The organism is Alteromonas sp. KS69 (assembly GCF_003989595.1).
Lineage (GTDB): Bacteria > Pseudomonadota > Gammaproteobacteria > Enterobacterales > Alteromonadaceae > Alteromonas > Alteromonas naphthalenivorans.
Map to the genome: position 1 here is coordinate 77,713 of NZ_PYHU01000013.1, position 15,119 is coordinate 92,831.

General features: G+C 46.2%; 14 protein-coding genes. 1 reads left to right on the forward strand and 13 read right to left on the reverse strand.

The annotated features are described in order from the left end of the window. Positions 1 to 89: 89 nt before the first annotated feature. The 13 genes from C7Y69_RS10495 to gmk form a co-directional block, all read right to left on the reverse strand. Positions 90 to 1,271: an NAD(P)/FAD-dependent oxidoreductase gene (locus C7Y69_RS10495; RefSeq protein WP_013786057.1), complete on the reverse strand. Its 1,182-nt coding sequence runs from the start codon at positions 1,269 to 1,271 to the stop codon at positions 90 to 92. 199 nt (positions 1,272 to 1,470) lie between these two features. Next, positions 1,471 to 2,484 carry an ABC transporter ATP-binding protein gene (locus C7Y69_RS10500; RefSeq protein WP_013786058.1) on the reverse strand — a complete coding sequence of 338 codons (1,014 nt, stop codon included), beginning with the start codon at positions 2,482 to 2,484 and terminating at the stop codon, positions 1,471 to 1,473. Next, positions 2,484 to 4,004: an ABC transporter permease gene (locus C7Y69_RS10505; RefSeq protein ID WP_013786059.1), complete on the reverse strand. Its 1,521-nt coding sequence runs from the start codon at positions 4,002 to 4,004 to the stop codon at positions 2,484 to 2,486. Before C7Y69_RS10505 ends, C7Y69_RS10500 begins: the two co-directional genes overlap by 1 nt. Then, the gene (locus C7Y69_RS10510; RefSeq protein WP_126872668.1) at positions 4,001 to 5,035 is read right to left on the reverse strand and encodes an extracellular solute-binding protein; all 1,035 of its coding nucleotides are present in this window, start codon (positions 5,033 to 5,035) and stop codon (positions 4,001 to 4,003) included. Before C7Y69_RS10510 ends, C7Y69_RS10505 begins: the two co-directional genes overlap by 4 nt. 16 nt (positions 5,036 to 5,051) lie before the next feature. Beyond that, positions 5,052 to 5,861, reverse strand: a complete 810-nt coding sequence (locus C7Y69_RS10515; protein ID WP_013786061.1) for a hypothetical protein — start codon at positions 5,859 to 5,861, stop codon at positions 5,052 to 5,054. 405 nt (positions 5,862 to 6,266) lie between these two features. Next, a complete protein-coding gene (locus C7Y69_RS10520) occupies positions 6,267 to 6,740 on the reverse strand; it encodes a peroxiredoxin (RefSeq protein WP_013786062.1) in 474 nt (157 codons plus the stop codon). Between the two features lie 9 nt (positions 6,741 to 6,749). Then, positions 6,750 to 7,574 (reverse strand): class I SAM-dependent methyltransferase, encoded by an 825-nt coding sequence (locus tag C7Y69_RS10525; protein ID WP_126872725.1) that lies wholly within the window; start codon positions 7,572 to 7,574, stop codon positions 6,750 to 6,752. After that, complete coding sequence (gene recG / locus C7Y69_RS10530; RefSeq protein WP_126872669.1) at positions 7,567 to 9,639, reverse strand: ATP-dependent DNA helicase RecG; 2,073 nt, start codon at positions 9,637 to 9,639, stop codon at positions 7,567 to 7,569. The genes C7Y69_RS10525 and recG overlap by 8 nt, the downstream gene beginning before the upstream one ends. A 144-nt stretch (positions 9,640 to 9,783) precedes the next feature. After that, positions 9,784 to 10,515: a tRNA (guanosine(18)-2'-O)-methyltransferase TrmH gene (gene trmH, locus C7Y69_RS10535; protein ID WP_126872670.1), complete on the reverse strand. Its 732-nt coding sequence runs from the start codon at positions 10,513 to 10,515 to the stop codon at positions 9,784 to 9,786. 3 nt (positions 10,516 to 10,518) lie between these two features. After that, positions 10,519 to 10,905, reverse strand: a complete 387-nt coding sequence (locus C7Y69_RS10540) for a RidA family protein (RefSeq protein WP_013786066.1) — start codon at positions 10,903 to 10,905, stop codon at positions 10,519 to 10,521. Between the two features lie 26 nt (positions 10,906 to 10,931). Next, positions 10,932 to 13,040 carry a bifunctional GTP diphosphokinase/guanosine-3',5'-bis pyrophosphate 3'-pyrophosphohydrolase gene (spoT, locus tag C7Y69_RS10545; protein WP_126872671.1) on the reverse strand — a complete coding sequence of 703 codons (2,109 nt, stop codon included), beginning with the start codon at positions 13,038 to 13,040 and terminating at the stop codon, positions 10,932 to 10,934. A gap of 142 nt (positions 13,041 to 13,182) precedes the next feature. Beyond that, complete coding sequence (rpoZ, locus tag C7Y69_RS10550; RefSeq protein ID WP_057794791.1) at positions 13,183 to 13,455, reverse strand: DNA-directed RNA polymerase subunit omega; 273 nt, start codon at positions 13,453 to 13,455, stop codon at positions 13,183 to 13,185. A 111-nt stretch (positions 13,456 to 13,566) separates the two neighbouring features. Next, positions 13,567 to 14,208, reverse strand: a complete 642-nt coding sequence (gene gmk, locus C7Y69_RS10555) for a guanylate kinase (protein WP_013786069.1) — start codon at positions 14,206 to 14,208, stop codon at positions 13,567 to 13,569. Positions 14,209 to 14,419: 211 nt separating this feature from the next. On the opposite strand from gmk, the gene C7Y69_RS10560 reads away from it, so the two are divergent. Beyond that, positions 14,420 to 15,076, forward strand: a complete 657-nt coding sequence (locus tag C7Y69_RS10560) for an alpha/beta hydrolase (RefSeq protein WP_126872672.1) — start codon at positions 14,420 to 14,422, stop codon at positions 15,074 to 15,076. Positions 15,077 to 15,119: the final 43 nt, after the last annotated feature.

A 15,119-nucleotide genomic window follows, 5' to 3' on the forward strand; every position in this document is an offset into this window, starting at 1 on the left:
TATCAAAACCCTCTTCCTGAAAAACTATTGCTTTGACTCAAGCGCATAGCTAACCATTTAATCTACTTGCTCTGACTAATCATTGTCAACTACACCACCTGCCCGGCTGCCCAGCCGCTGCTCCAAGCCCACTGGAAATTAAAGCCCCCTAACCAACCGGTTACATCTACCACTTCGCCTATAAAATAAAGGCCTTCTACGTTTTTAGCCATCATGGTTTTAGACGATAGCTCATTGGTGTTTACACCACCAATAGTAACTTCGGCGGTTCTGTAACCCTCGGTGCCGTTTGGTTTTATTTGCCAGTTTTCTAGCGTGTTAGCAATAGCCTCGCATTCGCTGTGGCTCAGCTGCTTCACCGGTACATTGCGCCATTGATGATATTCAATAAAGCTTTGTACCATGCGTTTGGGGAACACTTTGTTTAAACAGGTTGCCAGTAGGGCATCTGGCGTGTCGGTGCGCGCCGTATTAATAAGCGCCTGCGCATCTTCAGTTGGGAGCGTATTAATACTTAACGCATCGCCAGCTTCCCAATAGCTTGAGATTTGTAGCATGGCTGGGCCACTTAGGCCGCGATGTGTAAACAGCATAGCTTCACGGAATGAGGTGTCGTTGCATTGTGCATTTACGTCTATGGCAATGCCGCTGAGTTCGGCTAATACGTCTTTGTCTTTATCTTGCAGGGTGAAAGGTACTAGAGCTGCGCGAGTGGGTAGCACATTTAAGCCGAACTGCTCTGCCACTTTGTAACCAAATGGTGTTGCGCCTAGCTTCGGCATGCTTAAGCCGCCGGTGGCAATAACGAGTGACTCACATTGGTATTCACCCAAAGAAGTGTTAAGCGTGTAACCTGATTCGGTTTTTTCAACGCTTACAATGTCGCAGCGTGTGGTAATAGTTACCCCCGCTTTATCACACTCTTTTAGCAGGAGCTCTACAATATCTTTCGCGCTGTCGTCGCAAAATAGCTGGCCGAGTGTTTTTTCGTGATAGGCAATACCGTGCTCTGCTACCAATCCAATAAAATCCCATTGGGTGTAGCGGCTTAATGCCGACTTACAAAAGTGTGGGTTTTGCGATAGAAAGTTTTCAGGGCCAGCGTACATATTGGTGAAGTTACAGCGTCCGCCTCCAGACATAAGGATTTTACGACCTACTTTTTTGGCGTGATCGAGCACTTCTACACTGCGCCCACGGGCACCGGCTTGCGCTGCACAAAACAGCCCTGCTGCACCAGCACCAATCACAATTACATCACGCTGTTTCACACTACTCACCTTTAATTGCTGTACCTGACTTGGAATATCGTTCTAATTACCCTAACTGTCTAATAATAAGGCATAGGGCAAAAACGAGCTGAATTATACGTAAATGCTGGGGGGCTACAATGTGTGCCAGCAGTTTAATTTTAAACCACTGGTGTAGTGTATTGGTAGATAGGGGTTTTTAGTCTTCGAGTGCGAAAGTTTATGCTCGCGAAAACACCGCTAAAGGATGCGTAGTGATGAGTGCCATGTGTGCTCGCGCACCCGGTTTCATGGCGTTTTCGTGGCTTACACGTACCTTTAACTGGCTGCCGCTGTCTAGGGTTACGGCATAAAGGCGGCTTTCCCCCTCGTAACGTACCCAATCTACAGTGCCATTGGGGCATTCATGGTCTGCACGTAAACTTAAATCGTCAGGGCGCACTAACAAGTCTACCTTGCCGTTAGCACCATCTACTGATGTGCCAGGCACAGTGCCAATGTCAGTGGTAACGATGCCGTTATCGAAGGTACCTGGAATAAAGCTAGCTTCACCCATAAATCGAGCCACAAAACGGCTGGCGGGCTCTGAGTAACATGCTTCTGGGGTTGCAAGTTGCTCTAGTACGCCTTTATTTAATATCCCTACCCTGTCACCTACGCTTAAGGCTTCTTCTTGGTCGTGAGTTACCCAAATAGCAGGCACGCCTGCAGCTTTAAGGGCATCGCGAATTTCCCAACGAAGGCTGTCTTTTAAGGCAGCGTCTAGGTTTGATAGGGGTTCATCTAATAAAACAAATGCCGGCCCGTGTGCCAAGGTACGGGCTAGTGCAACACGTTGCTTTTGACCACCCGATAAACGAGCAGGCTTAGCATCACGAAAATCTTCAAGGCCAAGAAGCTTTAGCCAATGATCGGCAAGCTTAGTATCTTTTAAACGGAAGCAAACATTTTGCTGAACGGTCAAATGAGGGAACAGTGCGAAATCTTGAAACACCATGCCTACATTGCGTTTTTCAGGAGGCACCGTTTTCTTCGGCGTGGCGGTCCAGTTGCCAAGGGTCATTTGCCCTTCTGAAATAGGGATAAGGCCTGCTAATGCCTGTAAGATAGTGGTTTTACCGCAGCCTGTTGGGCCCACCAGCATGAGAATTTCGTCTGAACCTAATTCTAGGTTGAGCTTATTCACTACACGGGTAGCACCATAATTAACTGACAACTCACTCACTTTAAGCATTAACTACGATCATCCTCGGAAACGGTAAACTGGGCCCGGCGTTCGCCAGAAAGCATTAATATTAATCCAAAGCCCGATAACAATACCAGCAATAACCCCGGTACAGCAGCACGGCCGAAGTAACCTGCTTCGTACACACGCCACATGTAGGTGGCTAAGGTTTCAAACCCCGTTGGCCCCAACATTAGGGTGGCAGGTAATTCTCGCATGGCTTCTAAAAACACCAAAGCGGCACCGGCTATCATGCCCCTTAAGGTAAGTGGCAACGTAATGCGCATAAATGCTTCGCGAGGGCTAGCCCCTAACACTCGTGCTGCTTTCACTAATCCGGTATCTAAATTCTCTGCGGTACTACGCACACTGCCTACGGCAAGGGGTATAAAGCGTAGAACATACGCCATCACCAATAAACCCAAGGTTTGATACAAATAAGGTAATTGAAGGCCAACGTAAACCAATGCAGTACCCATCACGATGCCAGGTACGCCAAAACCAAAATAAGTAATGCGTTCCATTAAACGTCCAGCTTTGCCTGCAATAGCCGCGTGGGCAACGGGTATAGCCAAAATAACAGCCACAATAGCAGCTAGGAAAGACGCATAAGCCGAATTCCACGCATAACTAAATTCAAACCCACCGGTACCTTCCCGTATTAGCCACAGAGTGAATACCGCAAGAGGCAATACAATAGCCAGCAACAATATAGGCATTGCCGCTAATAACATAAGGTTACGTTGCCAACGGGCTGGCCATAAACTTAAATGCCTGCCGGGGCGTTCTTTGGCGCCGCCAATACGACTTTCAATGAATAAGATCAACCCTACAATCACCATTAACTGCAAGCTCAGCATGGCAGCTTGGCTTAAGCCAAAGGCATTGTATTCGACAAAAATAACGCGGGTGAAGGTGTCTAATCCCATGATGGCAGGCGTACCAAAGTCAGACAGTGCATAAAGTGCGGCTAATAAAGCACCGGCTGCAATACTGGTGGCTACACGAGGTAATACCACGCGCCACAAACTTTTATACAAAGATACACCAAGGGTGCGGGCCGCATTGATTAGGCTGGCATCAAGGCTAAGTAACGACGCCCGTGTGGTCATCATCACAAAGGGGTAGGTGTACAACGACATCACCAAGGCCGAGCCCCACAAACCATCAATACTGGGGGTGGTAATTCCTAATACGTTTTCTATTTCGCCGCCACGGCCAAAAGAAAAGTACATGGCGAACGCACCGATATAGCTGGGTAAGGCTAAGGGCGCAGCTAAAAGAATTAGCCAAAATCGTTTGAACGGCATTTGCACGTAAGCAGTAAAGAGCGCTAGAGGCACACCTATAAGTACCGAGCCAATAATAGTCAGCACCATAAGTGATACGGTGTTGCCGAGTACGCGCAAGTTGTGGGTGTCGAAAATTTCTGCGCTATCTGATGCTAACGAAAATAAAACGCCTACTGGCAACAATGCCATTAACGCGATAATTAGAGCCAGCGGGTACGACTTTGGCCAGTTGCTCACAGCACCCCGACTTTTCGCATAAGGTTAAGCGTGGGGCGTAAATCTGCTAGTTTTCTGAGATCCATATCGGGTGGCGATATTTCAGATAATGCAGGTAAGCCTTGCGGCGGTGTAACACCTTGTACCAACGGAATTTCGTACGCTTCGCTTGCCAAATACCCTTGTACTTCGCGGCTCAGTAAATAGCGGATAAAGTTAACAGGTAAATCACCTTCGCTTAATGCCACAATACCCGAAGCATTGACTAAACAGCCTGCATCGTTTTGCGTATAGGCAAGGGCAACATTAGCGTTTGGCTTACCGGCTTTTAAGCGCAACGTGTAGTAATGGTTAGCAAAGCCCATATCCACTTCGCCCCGTTCAACGCCCATGACTACGCCAAGTTCGCCTGCGTATTTTTTCGCTTTGCTATTAACGCCTTTAAGCCAATCGGCCGTGGCCTTTTCACCTTCTAAAATGCGCATAGCGGTAACGAATGACTGGAATGAGGCATAAGCCGGAGCCCAACCCAACGCTAAATCACTATCAGCTAAGGCCATTACGCTATCTGGGATTTGATCGGGGGTTACCCGCTCTGTGTTATACGGCAATGTACGAATACGGCCGGTAACGGGTGTCCAGCTAGGATATTGGAAACCGTCTTTCAATTGCGTGGTTAAGTCGGTAGGTAACGGCTTCGCTAAACCTGAATCGGTTACCATGCCAATACTGCCGGTATCTACCGCCCAAAATAAATCGGCGCGCTTCACCCCTGCTTTTGCTTCTGCAGCAAGGGTATTGGCTAACGCGGCTGAAGCGCCGCGTCTAATTTTTAGGTTAAGCTGTGGATTACGTTTTTTAATGGCATCGAGCACATTTTCATACAAACCACCTTCGCCACGCCCTAAATAAAGGGTGAGATCACCTTCCAACTTAGGAAGGGATTCTACCGACACACTTGCAATGGTGTTGGCAAAGCTCAAACTGCTGATAGGTAAACTACCTAACGCACCTGCGGCGGCTAAACCTTGTAAAAATGTTCTACGTTGCATTTGAAAAAACTATTCCTTAGAAAACGTCTTTACGACTTTTTTCTGCTTCTACTAACAAGGAACGAGCGCGATCTAATTTCGTTTGCATAGTTTCCACTACACCACGAACCGCCTCTACGCCTTTACCGCCAGTAATTGCTTGTGGAAGGGTTACGTTAAAGTCTTTTTCTAAGTCTTCAACTAGGTCGGCGTCTAATTCAATTAGCGCCCCTTCTACCCCTTCAAAGCGTTGTAAGTAAGTATCGTGAACCAAGGTGGTGGCAACTTCAGTCAGTTGCTCTGCCGATTTAGCCACTACGCGATCTAAACGCTTTTTAATATCGTCAATAACTTCAGGCGCGGTGGTTGGTTCAACTTCAGTGGTTTGTACTTTGGCAACCAAACCCTGCTTTTGATATTGTGACGCAAGTTTAACTGCGCCTAACGCTTGCCACAAGGCTTGATTAAGTTTGGTTTGCTCTGCGCGAACGTCTTCTACAGATTTGCCGTTTTCGATACCCATTTTAATGCCATAGATACCCTGCCATATAGACGCATAAACAGGTACGTACTGAGTTTCAATCGCAGAATGAAAATCGACTTCTTCCCAATATTCAATTAACACGTCTGTGTCCACGTTTTTGCTGTCTTTTTCGTACGCATCAACAACACTGCCGAATTTTTCTTCTAACCAGTGCACTTCTTCTGTGTACTCACCAATATGAGCTTGAAGATTGTTTACATGTTCGCTGATTACACCATTTGCAAAGGCGCTGCTTGTGCCCAATGATAAGGTCACTGCTAATACTAATACCGAGGCACTTAGCTTCTTGATTGTTGTTGTCATCACTTTTCCTAGTACGCTTTTAATTATGCAAATGATACTTATTATCATTAATTAAGTAAAGGTAACTCGACGTATGATTATGACATACTTTCGCATTACCAAATTGACATTGAAGTCAGTAACTACGGTGTTTGCACCGAAAGTTGCGTTTAGCAATTCATCGTATAACCGCTATTCACTGGCTGTTTGCGACATAGTTATATTACATTTTAACGACACTATGCGATCAACTTTATTCAGGCTAGGCAATCGTAAAAATCTATCTATAATTTTATGACGTTTACAAACTTAGGCTTGCTAACTGGGTTTGGGTGGTAATTTTTACGATCAAAAAAAAGCCTGAGCATTACGTCACAGTATGCTCAGGCCTTTCAATAGGTTTAGTGCTTAGTATTGAATTTGCTGTTACAAGCTTTTTAGCATGCTCTCGGCATCACTGACTTCAAAGCGACCAGGATCTTCTACACTGATTTTTTTCACTACGCAGTCTTCAACTAACATGGCGTAACGCATTGAGCGCAAGCCACCAAAGTCGCTGGTATTCATGTCTAAACCAATTTGCTTAGTGAAATGACCGTTGCCGTCTGCCAGCATCATAATCTCTTCAGCGTTATTCGCTTTTCCCCATGCGTCCATCACGAACGCATCGTTAACCGATAAGCAAATAACCGTATCTACGCCTTTAGCTTTAATTTTATCTGCCAATGCTACATAGCCCGGTAGATGTGCTTGAGAACAGGTTGGCGTAAACGCGCCAGGCACTGCAAACACTACTACACGCTTGTCGTTAAAAAGCTCGGCAGTGCCGGGGTTTGTCATCTCACCGTTTACTAAAAGGCTGAAATCCACCTCGGGCAAGGTGCTACCAACTTCTATCATGCTGCTCTCCTAGGATTTTTGACGTAAATACACATCGAATCTATGTTTTTTACTTTCTATTGCCATTGATGGATTATTTCCCGCTAACACTTCTGCACTATTAGGGCGTTTTACCACTACTCTAGACGACGCTAATGCCAACGCAGGCGCGAGTAACGCGTCGGCGTCGGGGTCGTGTCCAAGCAATTGTTGAAACAATCGCATTTCCTTCTTCACCAAGGCTGATTTCTTTTTGTGCGGAAACATAGGGTCTAAGTAAATCGCATCTACGTTTTCACCATTCCAGTATTGCATTACATCGCCACTATTTCCATGTTGTAGTGCTAATCGATCTGCAAGCTCTGGGTAGGCAGTTTTTAAACGTCGAATACCATCTTCAAGCAACGCCGCTACAATTGGCGAACGCTCAATCATAGTGACCTTGCAGCCTACGCTTATCAACACAAAAGCATCTCTTCCTAAACCCGGCGTAGCGTCTACTACATGCCATGGCCCTGTACTTTTAAGATCAGTATTTTTAAAATCAGCACTTTTGAGCGTATTGCCTTTAAACCCGATGGCTTTCACGATAGGTTCTTTTCTGCCACCGCCATGGGCTTTGCGATATAAACTGGCAGGAGAAGCAAAATCTACCACAACAGGCAGGGTTTTCTTTTCATTTGCATCTGCAAGCCCAAGTACATTGTCGTTAACCTGCAAGTAAAAACCCTCAACAGGTTTTTCATCAATAGGAAAACCCCAGTTTCCACTGATAGTTAGGGCGAGGGCTTTGTCGCTTTCAAAATTCGCATCAATTTCGGTGCTAGCAATCACTAGAGGCAGAGTACTAAGCATGGCCATATTGCTCCTTATGCCCTATCCAGCGGTTGATAATCGCTTGTGCGTGGGAAGGATATTGTTCCCATAAGGTATACGCAATTTCTTGTACTTTGGGAATAAGCGCGGCGTCTCGCACTAAATCAGCAATTTTAAGCTCTGTCATGCCGGTTTGACGAGTACCCATAAACTCCCCTGGGCCACGAATTTCCAAGTCTCGCTGCGCAATATAAAACCCATCATTAGACTCACGCAGTACGCTTAATCGCTGAGTTGCCGTTTTAGATAAGGGGCTTTGGTACATGAGTACACATTGGCTTTCTACTGCGCCACGCCCTACTCGACCTCGAAGCTGATGCAATTGGGCTAACCCTAACCGTTCAGGGTTCTCAATAATCATAATACTAGCGTTAGGAACATCTACCCCTACTTCAATTACCGTGGTGGCGACTAACAAATCGAGCTCACCAGCTTTAAAATCGGCCATGACTTGTAGTTTTTCAGCAGGCTTCAAGCGTCCATGCACTAAACCTACGTTAAGTTCAGGTAATGCGGTGCGAAGAATAACCGCAGCATCTTCAGCCGCTTGGCATTCCAATACTTCCGACTCATCAATAAGGGTACAAACCCAGTAGGCTTGCCTGCCATTTGCTTTGCACGCCGTGCGAACTCGCTCAATCACATCGGCTCGACGTGAGTCAGGTAACACCACCGTGGTTACTGGAGTTCGCCCTGGGGGTAGTTCATCAATAATCGATGTGTCTAGGTCGGCATAGGCGGTCATTGCCAGCGTTCTAGGTATAGGGGTTGCTGTCATAATTAACTGGTGAGGGTATCGCCCTTGTTGTTCACCTTTATCGCGAAGCGCAAGGCGTTGATGTACACCAAATCGGTGTTGTTCATCCACAATCACCAAGGCGAGTTGTTGGTATGTCACGCTTTCTTGAAAAATCGCGTGGGTACCCACCAACATTTGCACATCGCCACTTTCAAGCCGCGCTAACACTTCGGTGCGGGCTTTGCCTTTAAGCTTACCGGCTAGCCACCCAATCTCTATCCCCAGCGGTGCAAACCATTCTCGAAAGTTGTTCGCATGCTGTTCGGCAAGTAATTCGGTGGGAGCCATAAGCGCAACCTGATGCCCAGCCCCAATAGCAGATAGCGCCGCAAGAGCGGCCACTAAGGTTTTCCCTGAGCCTACGTCGCCTTGCACTAAGCGCATCATGGGCCTGGGGTGTTGCATATCTTGCTGAATATCGGCCACTACCCGCTGCTGTGCCCCTGTGGGAGAAAACGGTAATTGGGCCAACATTTTTTCAATAAGAGGCTTGTCGACCTTAATGCTAATACCAGGCTGCGCATCTGAAAGCTTACGAACTTTTAATACACTTAAATGGTGTGACAAAAGCTCTTCTAAAATTAATCGATACTGAGCAGGATGGAGTCCTTCTTCCATTTCATGCACATCGGTATCGGGGGCTGGCCGATGTACCGCATGCAATGCTTCGTTTAGGCTTATCTGGTCGCTGTACATACCTTCAGGCAGTAAGTCGGCCAGTGCGCCTTTATCTAACATTTTAAGCGCTTGGTCGGTTAAATTTCGCAGGGTGAGTTGCTTTACCCCTTCGGTGGTGGGGTAAACCGGCGTTAAAGATTCTGCTTCTAGCGGTGCGTCTTCATCGATTAATTTGAATTCGGGGTGCATCATTTCAATGCCCCACTTACCGGTGCGAACTTCACCAAAACATCGTATTAGGTTGCCCGGTGTCATCATCGTGCGCTGCACTGCGCCAAAGTGAAAAAAGCGTAAAGTAATAGTGCCTGTACCATCGCTTAGCTTCACCACTAACATGCGTTTTTTGCCGTATTGGATGTCGGCGCTTTTCACTTCGCCCTGCACACTAACATGAGTAAACGGACGGCACTCTGCCACACTGTAAACCCGTGTTCTGTCTTCATAACGCAGCGGCAAGTGAAACAGCACGTCTTGTAAGGTAAATAAGCCAATTTTAGCCAGCTTTTCGGCCACTTTAGCGCCTACCCCTTTTAGGGCGGTGATGGGCGTGGTGGCAAGAGTTTGCATTTGACCGACATTCCTTAAAACAAGCGTATGATTTCATTAGGGTAATGAAAGCAATCATTTATTAGAAACGAAGTGTAATAGATTGCGAGAAGCTTGGCGAGTACGGTTTAAGGCCAGTATGACAGGTCTACGAGTCTGGCTGGGCTAGGCGCGCGTAGTCACTGCCTCGTCATTGTCAGATAGGGCGTGTAACGCTTCAGGCGTTAGCTGCATTTGCTTCCACCAACTTGCTGGTGCATCAATGCGGCCAATGTCGTCAATCGCAGGATATGGAACCCCTTTCGTCTTACTTAGAGCGCACAGTCTGGGGTAACCTCTTTCGAACAAGAGTTTTTGGCATTCTTCTTCGGGTAAGTGTTCAACATCGTACATGCCGGCTAGTTCCCGCTGACGCTGTGCTTCATAAAGCACTAACGCTGCCGCAACCGACACATTCAACGACTGCACCATGCCCGCCATAGGAATGATGATATCTTGATCGGCCATAGCAATGGCTTCATCGGTAGCGCCGTAGCGTTCTTGACCAAAAATAATCGCGGTAGGTTTGGTGTAATCCACCTCACGAAAGCCCACGGCAGTATCAGACAAATGAGTGACTAACACTTGCATACCCTGCTGCTTCAGTGCGCCTATAGCGTTTCCTAAACTGTCGTGATTAGTTTGGCGAACCCATTGCTGGCTGCCCATGGCGGTGTCGCCACGAAACTGATATTTCTCTTCCCACACGGTATGCACGCGGTGAATGCCAATGGCATCACAAGTACGGACTACCGCCGATACATTGTGGGGTTTGTGTACATTTTCAAGGCAAACCGTAAGGTCAGTTTGCCTTTTTGCCAACGCACTTCGAATGCGAAGGTAGCGCTCTGGCGACATGGCTTACTCCGGCAATTCCATCACGCCGTCGATTTCAATTTGTGCGCCTTTAGGCAATGCAGACACTTGCACTGCAGCACGGGCTGGATATGGTTTGGTAAAGTAACGGCTCATAATTTCATTTACCGTCGCAAAGTGACTTAAATCGATAAGAAAGATGTTCACTTTTACCAAGTCGTTGGTGGTGCCACCCGCGGCATCACACACCGCTTTTAAGTTTTCAAAAACCTGTACCGCTTGTTCAGCAAAGTCTTCTGAAACCATTTCCATGGTCTCTGCCACTAAAGGAATTTGGCCTGAAAGATATACTGTTGTGCCAGCCTTAACGGCTTGACTGTAAGTACCAATAGCGGCAGGTGCCTTATCGGTCTGAATAATAGACTTAGACATAATGGATCCTAAAAATTTTTAAAAAGTTAGTGTCTGGACTGACTATGACGTGACACTTTCTGAACCTCTGGCATGGTGCGGATTTTTTTCATCACTCTTGCCAAATGTACGCGATTTTGCGTGGTAATTTCGATGTCGATAAAGTAGATATTACTCTCTTTTTCTTCTGTTTGCAGTCCAATAATATTGGAATCGCAACCAGAAATTGTGTTCGTTAGGGTAGCAAGGGTTCCCTGATGATTAAACAGTTCAATTCGCAGCGAGGCTTTAAATTCACCTTGAGGTTCATCGTCCCAACGCATTGGTAATACGCGCTGAGGCTCTTCTTTTGAAAGCTTGCGAATGTTGTTGCAACCAATTTGGTGAATCGTCATACCACGGCCAGGGCTTAATACCGCCACAATTTCATCGTCAGGGATAGGGTGACAACAACGGGCATAATGCACCAATAATCCTTCGGTACCGCGGATAGCCACGTTACCTTTTTTCTCTGGTAAATCTGTGTTCTCACCTAACAATCGGCGGGCAACAATAGCGCTTAGCTCGTTACCTAAGCCTATATCTATAAGTAAAGAATCAAAGTCGTCATGCTTAGTTTCAGCCACTACCCGTTCAATATCGGCCTCTGGAATATCGTCCAGCTTCACTTCACCTAATGCATGGCGCAGTAAGCGATTACCCATGTTCACTGCTTCTTGCGAATGCTGTTTACGCAAATATTGGCGAATGCGGGTGCGTGCGCGAGCACTTACTACGAAGTTCAGCCAATTAGCATTGGGCTTAGCTTTAGGTGAGGTAATAATCTCTACGGTTTGGCCATTTTGTAGTGGCTTACTTAAGCTGTAGTTTCTACGCTCTACTCGAACCCCAACGCAGGTGTTACCAATATCTGAATGCACCGCGTAGGCGAAGTCTACAGCCGTAGCGCCCATGGGCAGCTCAATAATGCGGCCATCTGGGGTAAACACGTATATTTCTTCTGGGAATAAATCGGTTTTAACCGATTCAATAAATTCGAAGGATGAACTGGCTGATTGTTGAAGCTCAAGTAACGACTGCATCCACTTACGCGCTCTGAGTTGCGCAGTAGTGCCGTTGTCGCCAGGCTCTTTATAAAGCCAATGCGCGGCAACCCCTTTATCTGCCATTTGATCCATTTCTTGGGTACGAATTTGTATTTCTACCGGAATACCATGGGGGCCAATAAGCGAGGTGTGCAACGACTGATAGCCATTGGTACGGGGAATGGCAATGTAATCTTTAAAGCGATTTTCAATTGGCTTATACAAGCTATGCATAGCCCCTAACGAGCGATAACAATTATCGACTGAATCGACCACAATACGAAACGCGTAAATGTCCATCACTTCGTTGAACATGAGTTCTTTGTTACGCATTTTGCGGTAAATAGAGTACAGATGCTTTTCGCGGCCCAGCACGTCCGACTCAATTTTATAAGCCGTTAAGCGAGTGCTAAGTTCTTCACGAATATTTTCAATAATTTCTTTACGGTTACCGCGTGCTTGGCGAACCGCTGATTTCAGTGCGCGATGGCGCATAGGGTACATGGCAAGAAAACCTAAGTCTTCTAGCTCATTTTTAATATCGTGAATACCTAAGCGATGGGCAATAGGTGCATAAATTTCAAGGGTTTCAAGAGCAATACGACGGCGTTTGTCAGGGCGAAGCGAACCGAGTGTACGCATATTGTGGGTACGGTCAGCTAGCTTAATCAGAATAACCCGGATGTCTTGCACCATGGCCATCATCATTTTACGGAAGTTTTCAGCCTGTGCTTCTTGCTTACTGCTAAAAGCAATTTTATCTAGCTTACTTACCCCTTCCACCAGCTCAGCAACGGTTTCACCGAAAGCTTCAGCAAGATCTTCCTGGCTGTAATGGGTATCTTCAATCACGTCGTGTAGCAAAGCTGCCATGAGAGTTTCATGGTCTAAATGCATGTCGGCAAGAATACTGGCAACAGCAACAGGGTGCGTAATATAAGGGTCGCCACTTGAGCGCATTTGTCCATCGTGGGCTTCTTGAGCCAACACAAACGCCTCTTGTACCAGCTGAACTCGGTCAGCAGGCAAGTACTTTATTACTTTCTGTTTTAAGCCTTCAAACAAATACACGGACTAGTGCGACTCCTGATTAACGTTACAACCTTTAGAATACGTAGAATTGAGCCTTTAGCCAATACCCAAAAAGCAAAGCGCCAGTGCTTTTTTCAAAGCACTGGCGCTTAAACATACAATAGTTACCCTGCTGGTGTAACTATTGATCAGAAAGAATGTTTGCTACTGACGAAAATTCAGCGTGTTCTTGTTGTTCTTGATCACGCAAATCGTCTTGTTCTAATGTGCTAGCAGTTACCAAACCTTCTTCGATTTCACGAAGTGCAGTTACGGTAGGCTTATCGTTTTGCACATCAACCATTGGAGTTTTACCTTCGGTGGCAATTTGGCGTGCACGACGAGCCGCTACCAAAACCAAATCAAAGCGGTTACCAATTTTATCTACGGCATCTTCAACTGTTACGCGGGCCATGTATTTCTCCGAAAATTAGGTTGATCAAGTAATTCAAAAAACGGCCGCGTAGTATACACCTTTGTAGAGTGCGATCCTAGCGGTTTGTTTGAAATTAAAACAATATAAATATTAAGCAGATCCGAGCAATTCGTCCAATAAAGGCTGATAACGCATTTGTTGTTTCATTGTTCGTAAACGCTGTGAAATCACAATCGCTTCTAAATCGTTAAGCGCGGTCGCAAAATCATCGTTAACAATAACGTGGCTGAACTCACTAAAATGGGACATTTCTGCCACGGCTTCTTTCATTCTACCGGCAATCACTTCATCGCTATCTTGACCACGATTGGTTAAACGTTGCTCTAGCACCTCGATTGAAGGAGGCAAAATGAAAATACCGCAGGTATCTGGCATGAGCTTTTGCACCTGACGTGCGCCTTGCCAATCAATATCTAGAAATACATCTATACCACGGTGCAAGGTTTGTTCAATGGTTACCCGTGAAGTGCCGTAGTAATTACCGAACACTTCAGCCCATTCAAAGAAAACGCCTTGTTCAATTAACGCTTCAAATTGTTCACGGCTGACGAAATGATAATGCTGCCCATCCACTTCCCCCGGACGAGGTTTACGGGTAGTGTGGGACACTGACACTTCCATTGCATTATCGCTATTAGACGCGTACTTTTCCATTAGCGCCTTTATAAGGCTGGATTTTCCTGCGCCTGATGGCGCTGCAAGTATAAATAAGTTTCCGAGTAATGATGCCATGAAAGTATTAAATATATCTTAAAATATGGTGATTTCGTGGAGCAATGATAGCATATTGAACCGTTAAGCCGTAGTAGCAATCGTTTCGAACACATACTCACATTGCCTACGCGTGTACCTTTAACAAAGCAATGCATTTACCGTTAGCTTAAATTCGGCGCTGTTTTAGGGAAAGACAAAAAGTACGACACATAAACATGGAGCAACAACTTTGCCTTACGTTGAACACAACCCCAGCTCTACGCCAAACGCCTGTGTGATTTGGCTTCATGGTTTAGGCGACTCGGGTCATGGCTTTGCGCCTATCGTGCCTGAGTTAAAGCTACCCGATAGTATGTCGGTAAAATTTATTTTTCCTCATGCTCCAGAGCGCCCAGTTACCATTAATGGTGGTATGCGGATGCGTGCTTGGTATGACATAAAGTCACTCGATTTTAATAGCCGTGCAGACTTAAGTGGTGTGCTTGAGTCTGCCGCTCATGTAGAAACACTTATCCAAGAGCAAGTCGACAAAGGCATTCCTACCGATAGGATTGTATTAGCAGGCTTCTCACAAGGGGGGGTTATTGCACTTCACCTTGCGCCTCGCTTTAAGCATAAGTTGGCTGGTGTTATGGCACTTTCCACTTATATGTGTGAACCAAGTTTGTTGGCACAAGAAGCTACCGACGTAAATCGAGACATACCCATCATGATGGCTCATGGCGAACAAGATGAAGTCGTGCCTATTTTTATGGGTAATGCGGCTTATAAAACGTTAACCGATAACGGCTTTAACGCCACTTGGCAAACCTATACCATGCAGCACAACGTCTGTATGCAAGAAATCAGTGATATTTCAGCGTGGCTTCAAAAGGTACTTGCTTAGGCTTTTTGGGTTAGGTTCTTTTACTAAGCGCCTTAGGCTACAT

Coding starts and splice junctions, on each gene's coding strand:
- C7Y69_RS10515 (WP_013786061.1), bottom strand. CDS start 5,861: ATGACAACAACAATCAAGAAGCTAAGTGCCTCGGTATTAGTATTAGCA.
- trmH (WP_126872670.1), bottom strand. CDS start 10,515: ATGTCGCCAGAGCGCTACCTTCGCATTCGAAGTGCGTTGGCAAAAAGG.
- C7Y69_RS10525 (WP_126872725.1), bottom strand. CDS start 7,574: ATGCTTAGTACTCTGCCTCTAGTGATTGCTAGCACCGAAATTGATGCG.
- recG (WP_126872669.1), bottom strand. CDS start 9,639: ATGCAAACTCTTGCCACCACGCCCATCACCGCCCTAAAAGGGGTAGGC.
- C7Y69_RS10500 (WP_013786058.1), bottom strand. CDS start 2,484: ATGCTTAAAGTGAGTGAGTTGTCAGTTAATTATGGTGCTACCCGTGTA.
- C7Y69_RS10520 (WP_013786062.1), bottom strand. CDS start 6,740: ATGATAGAAGTTGGTAGCACCTTGCCCGAGGTGGATTTCAGCCTTTTA.
- C7Y69_RS10510 (WP_126872668.1), bottom strand. CDS start 5,035: ATGCAACGTAGAACATTTTTACAAGGTTTAGCCGCCGCAGGTGCGTTA.
- C7Y69_RS10540 (WP_013786066.1), bottom strand. CDS start 10,905: ATGTCTAAGTCTATTATTCAGACCGATAAGGCACCTGCCGCTATTGGT.
- rpoZ (WP_057794791.1), bottom strand. CDS start 13,455: ATGGCCCGCGTAACAGTTGAAGATGCCGTAGATAAAATTGGTAACCGC.
- gmk (WP_013786069.1), bottom strand. CDS start 14,208: ATGGCATCATTACTCGGAAACTTATTTATACTTGCAGCGCCATCAGGC.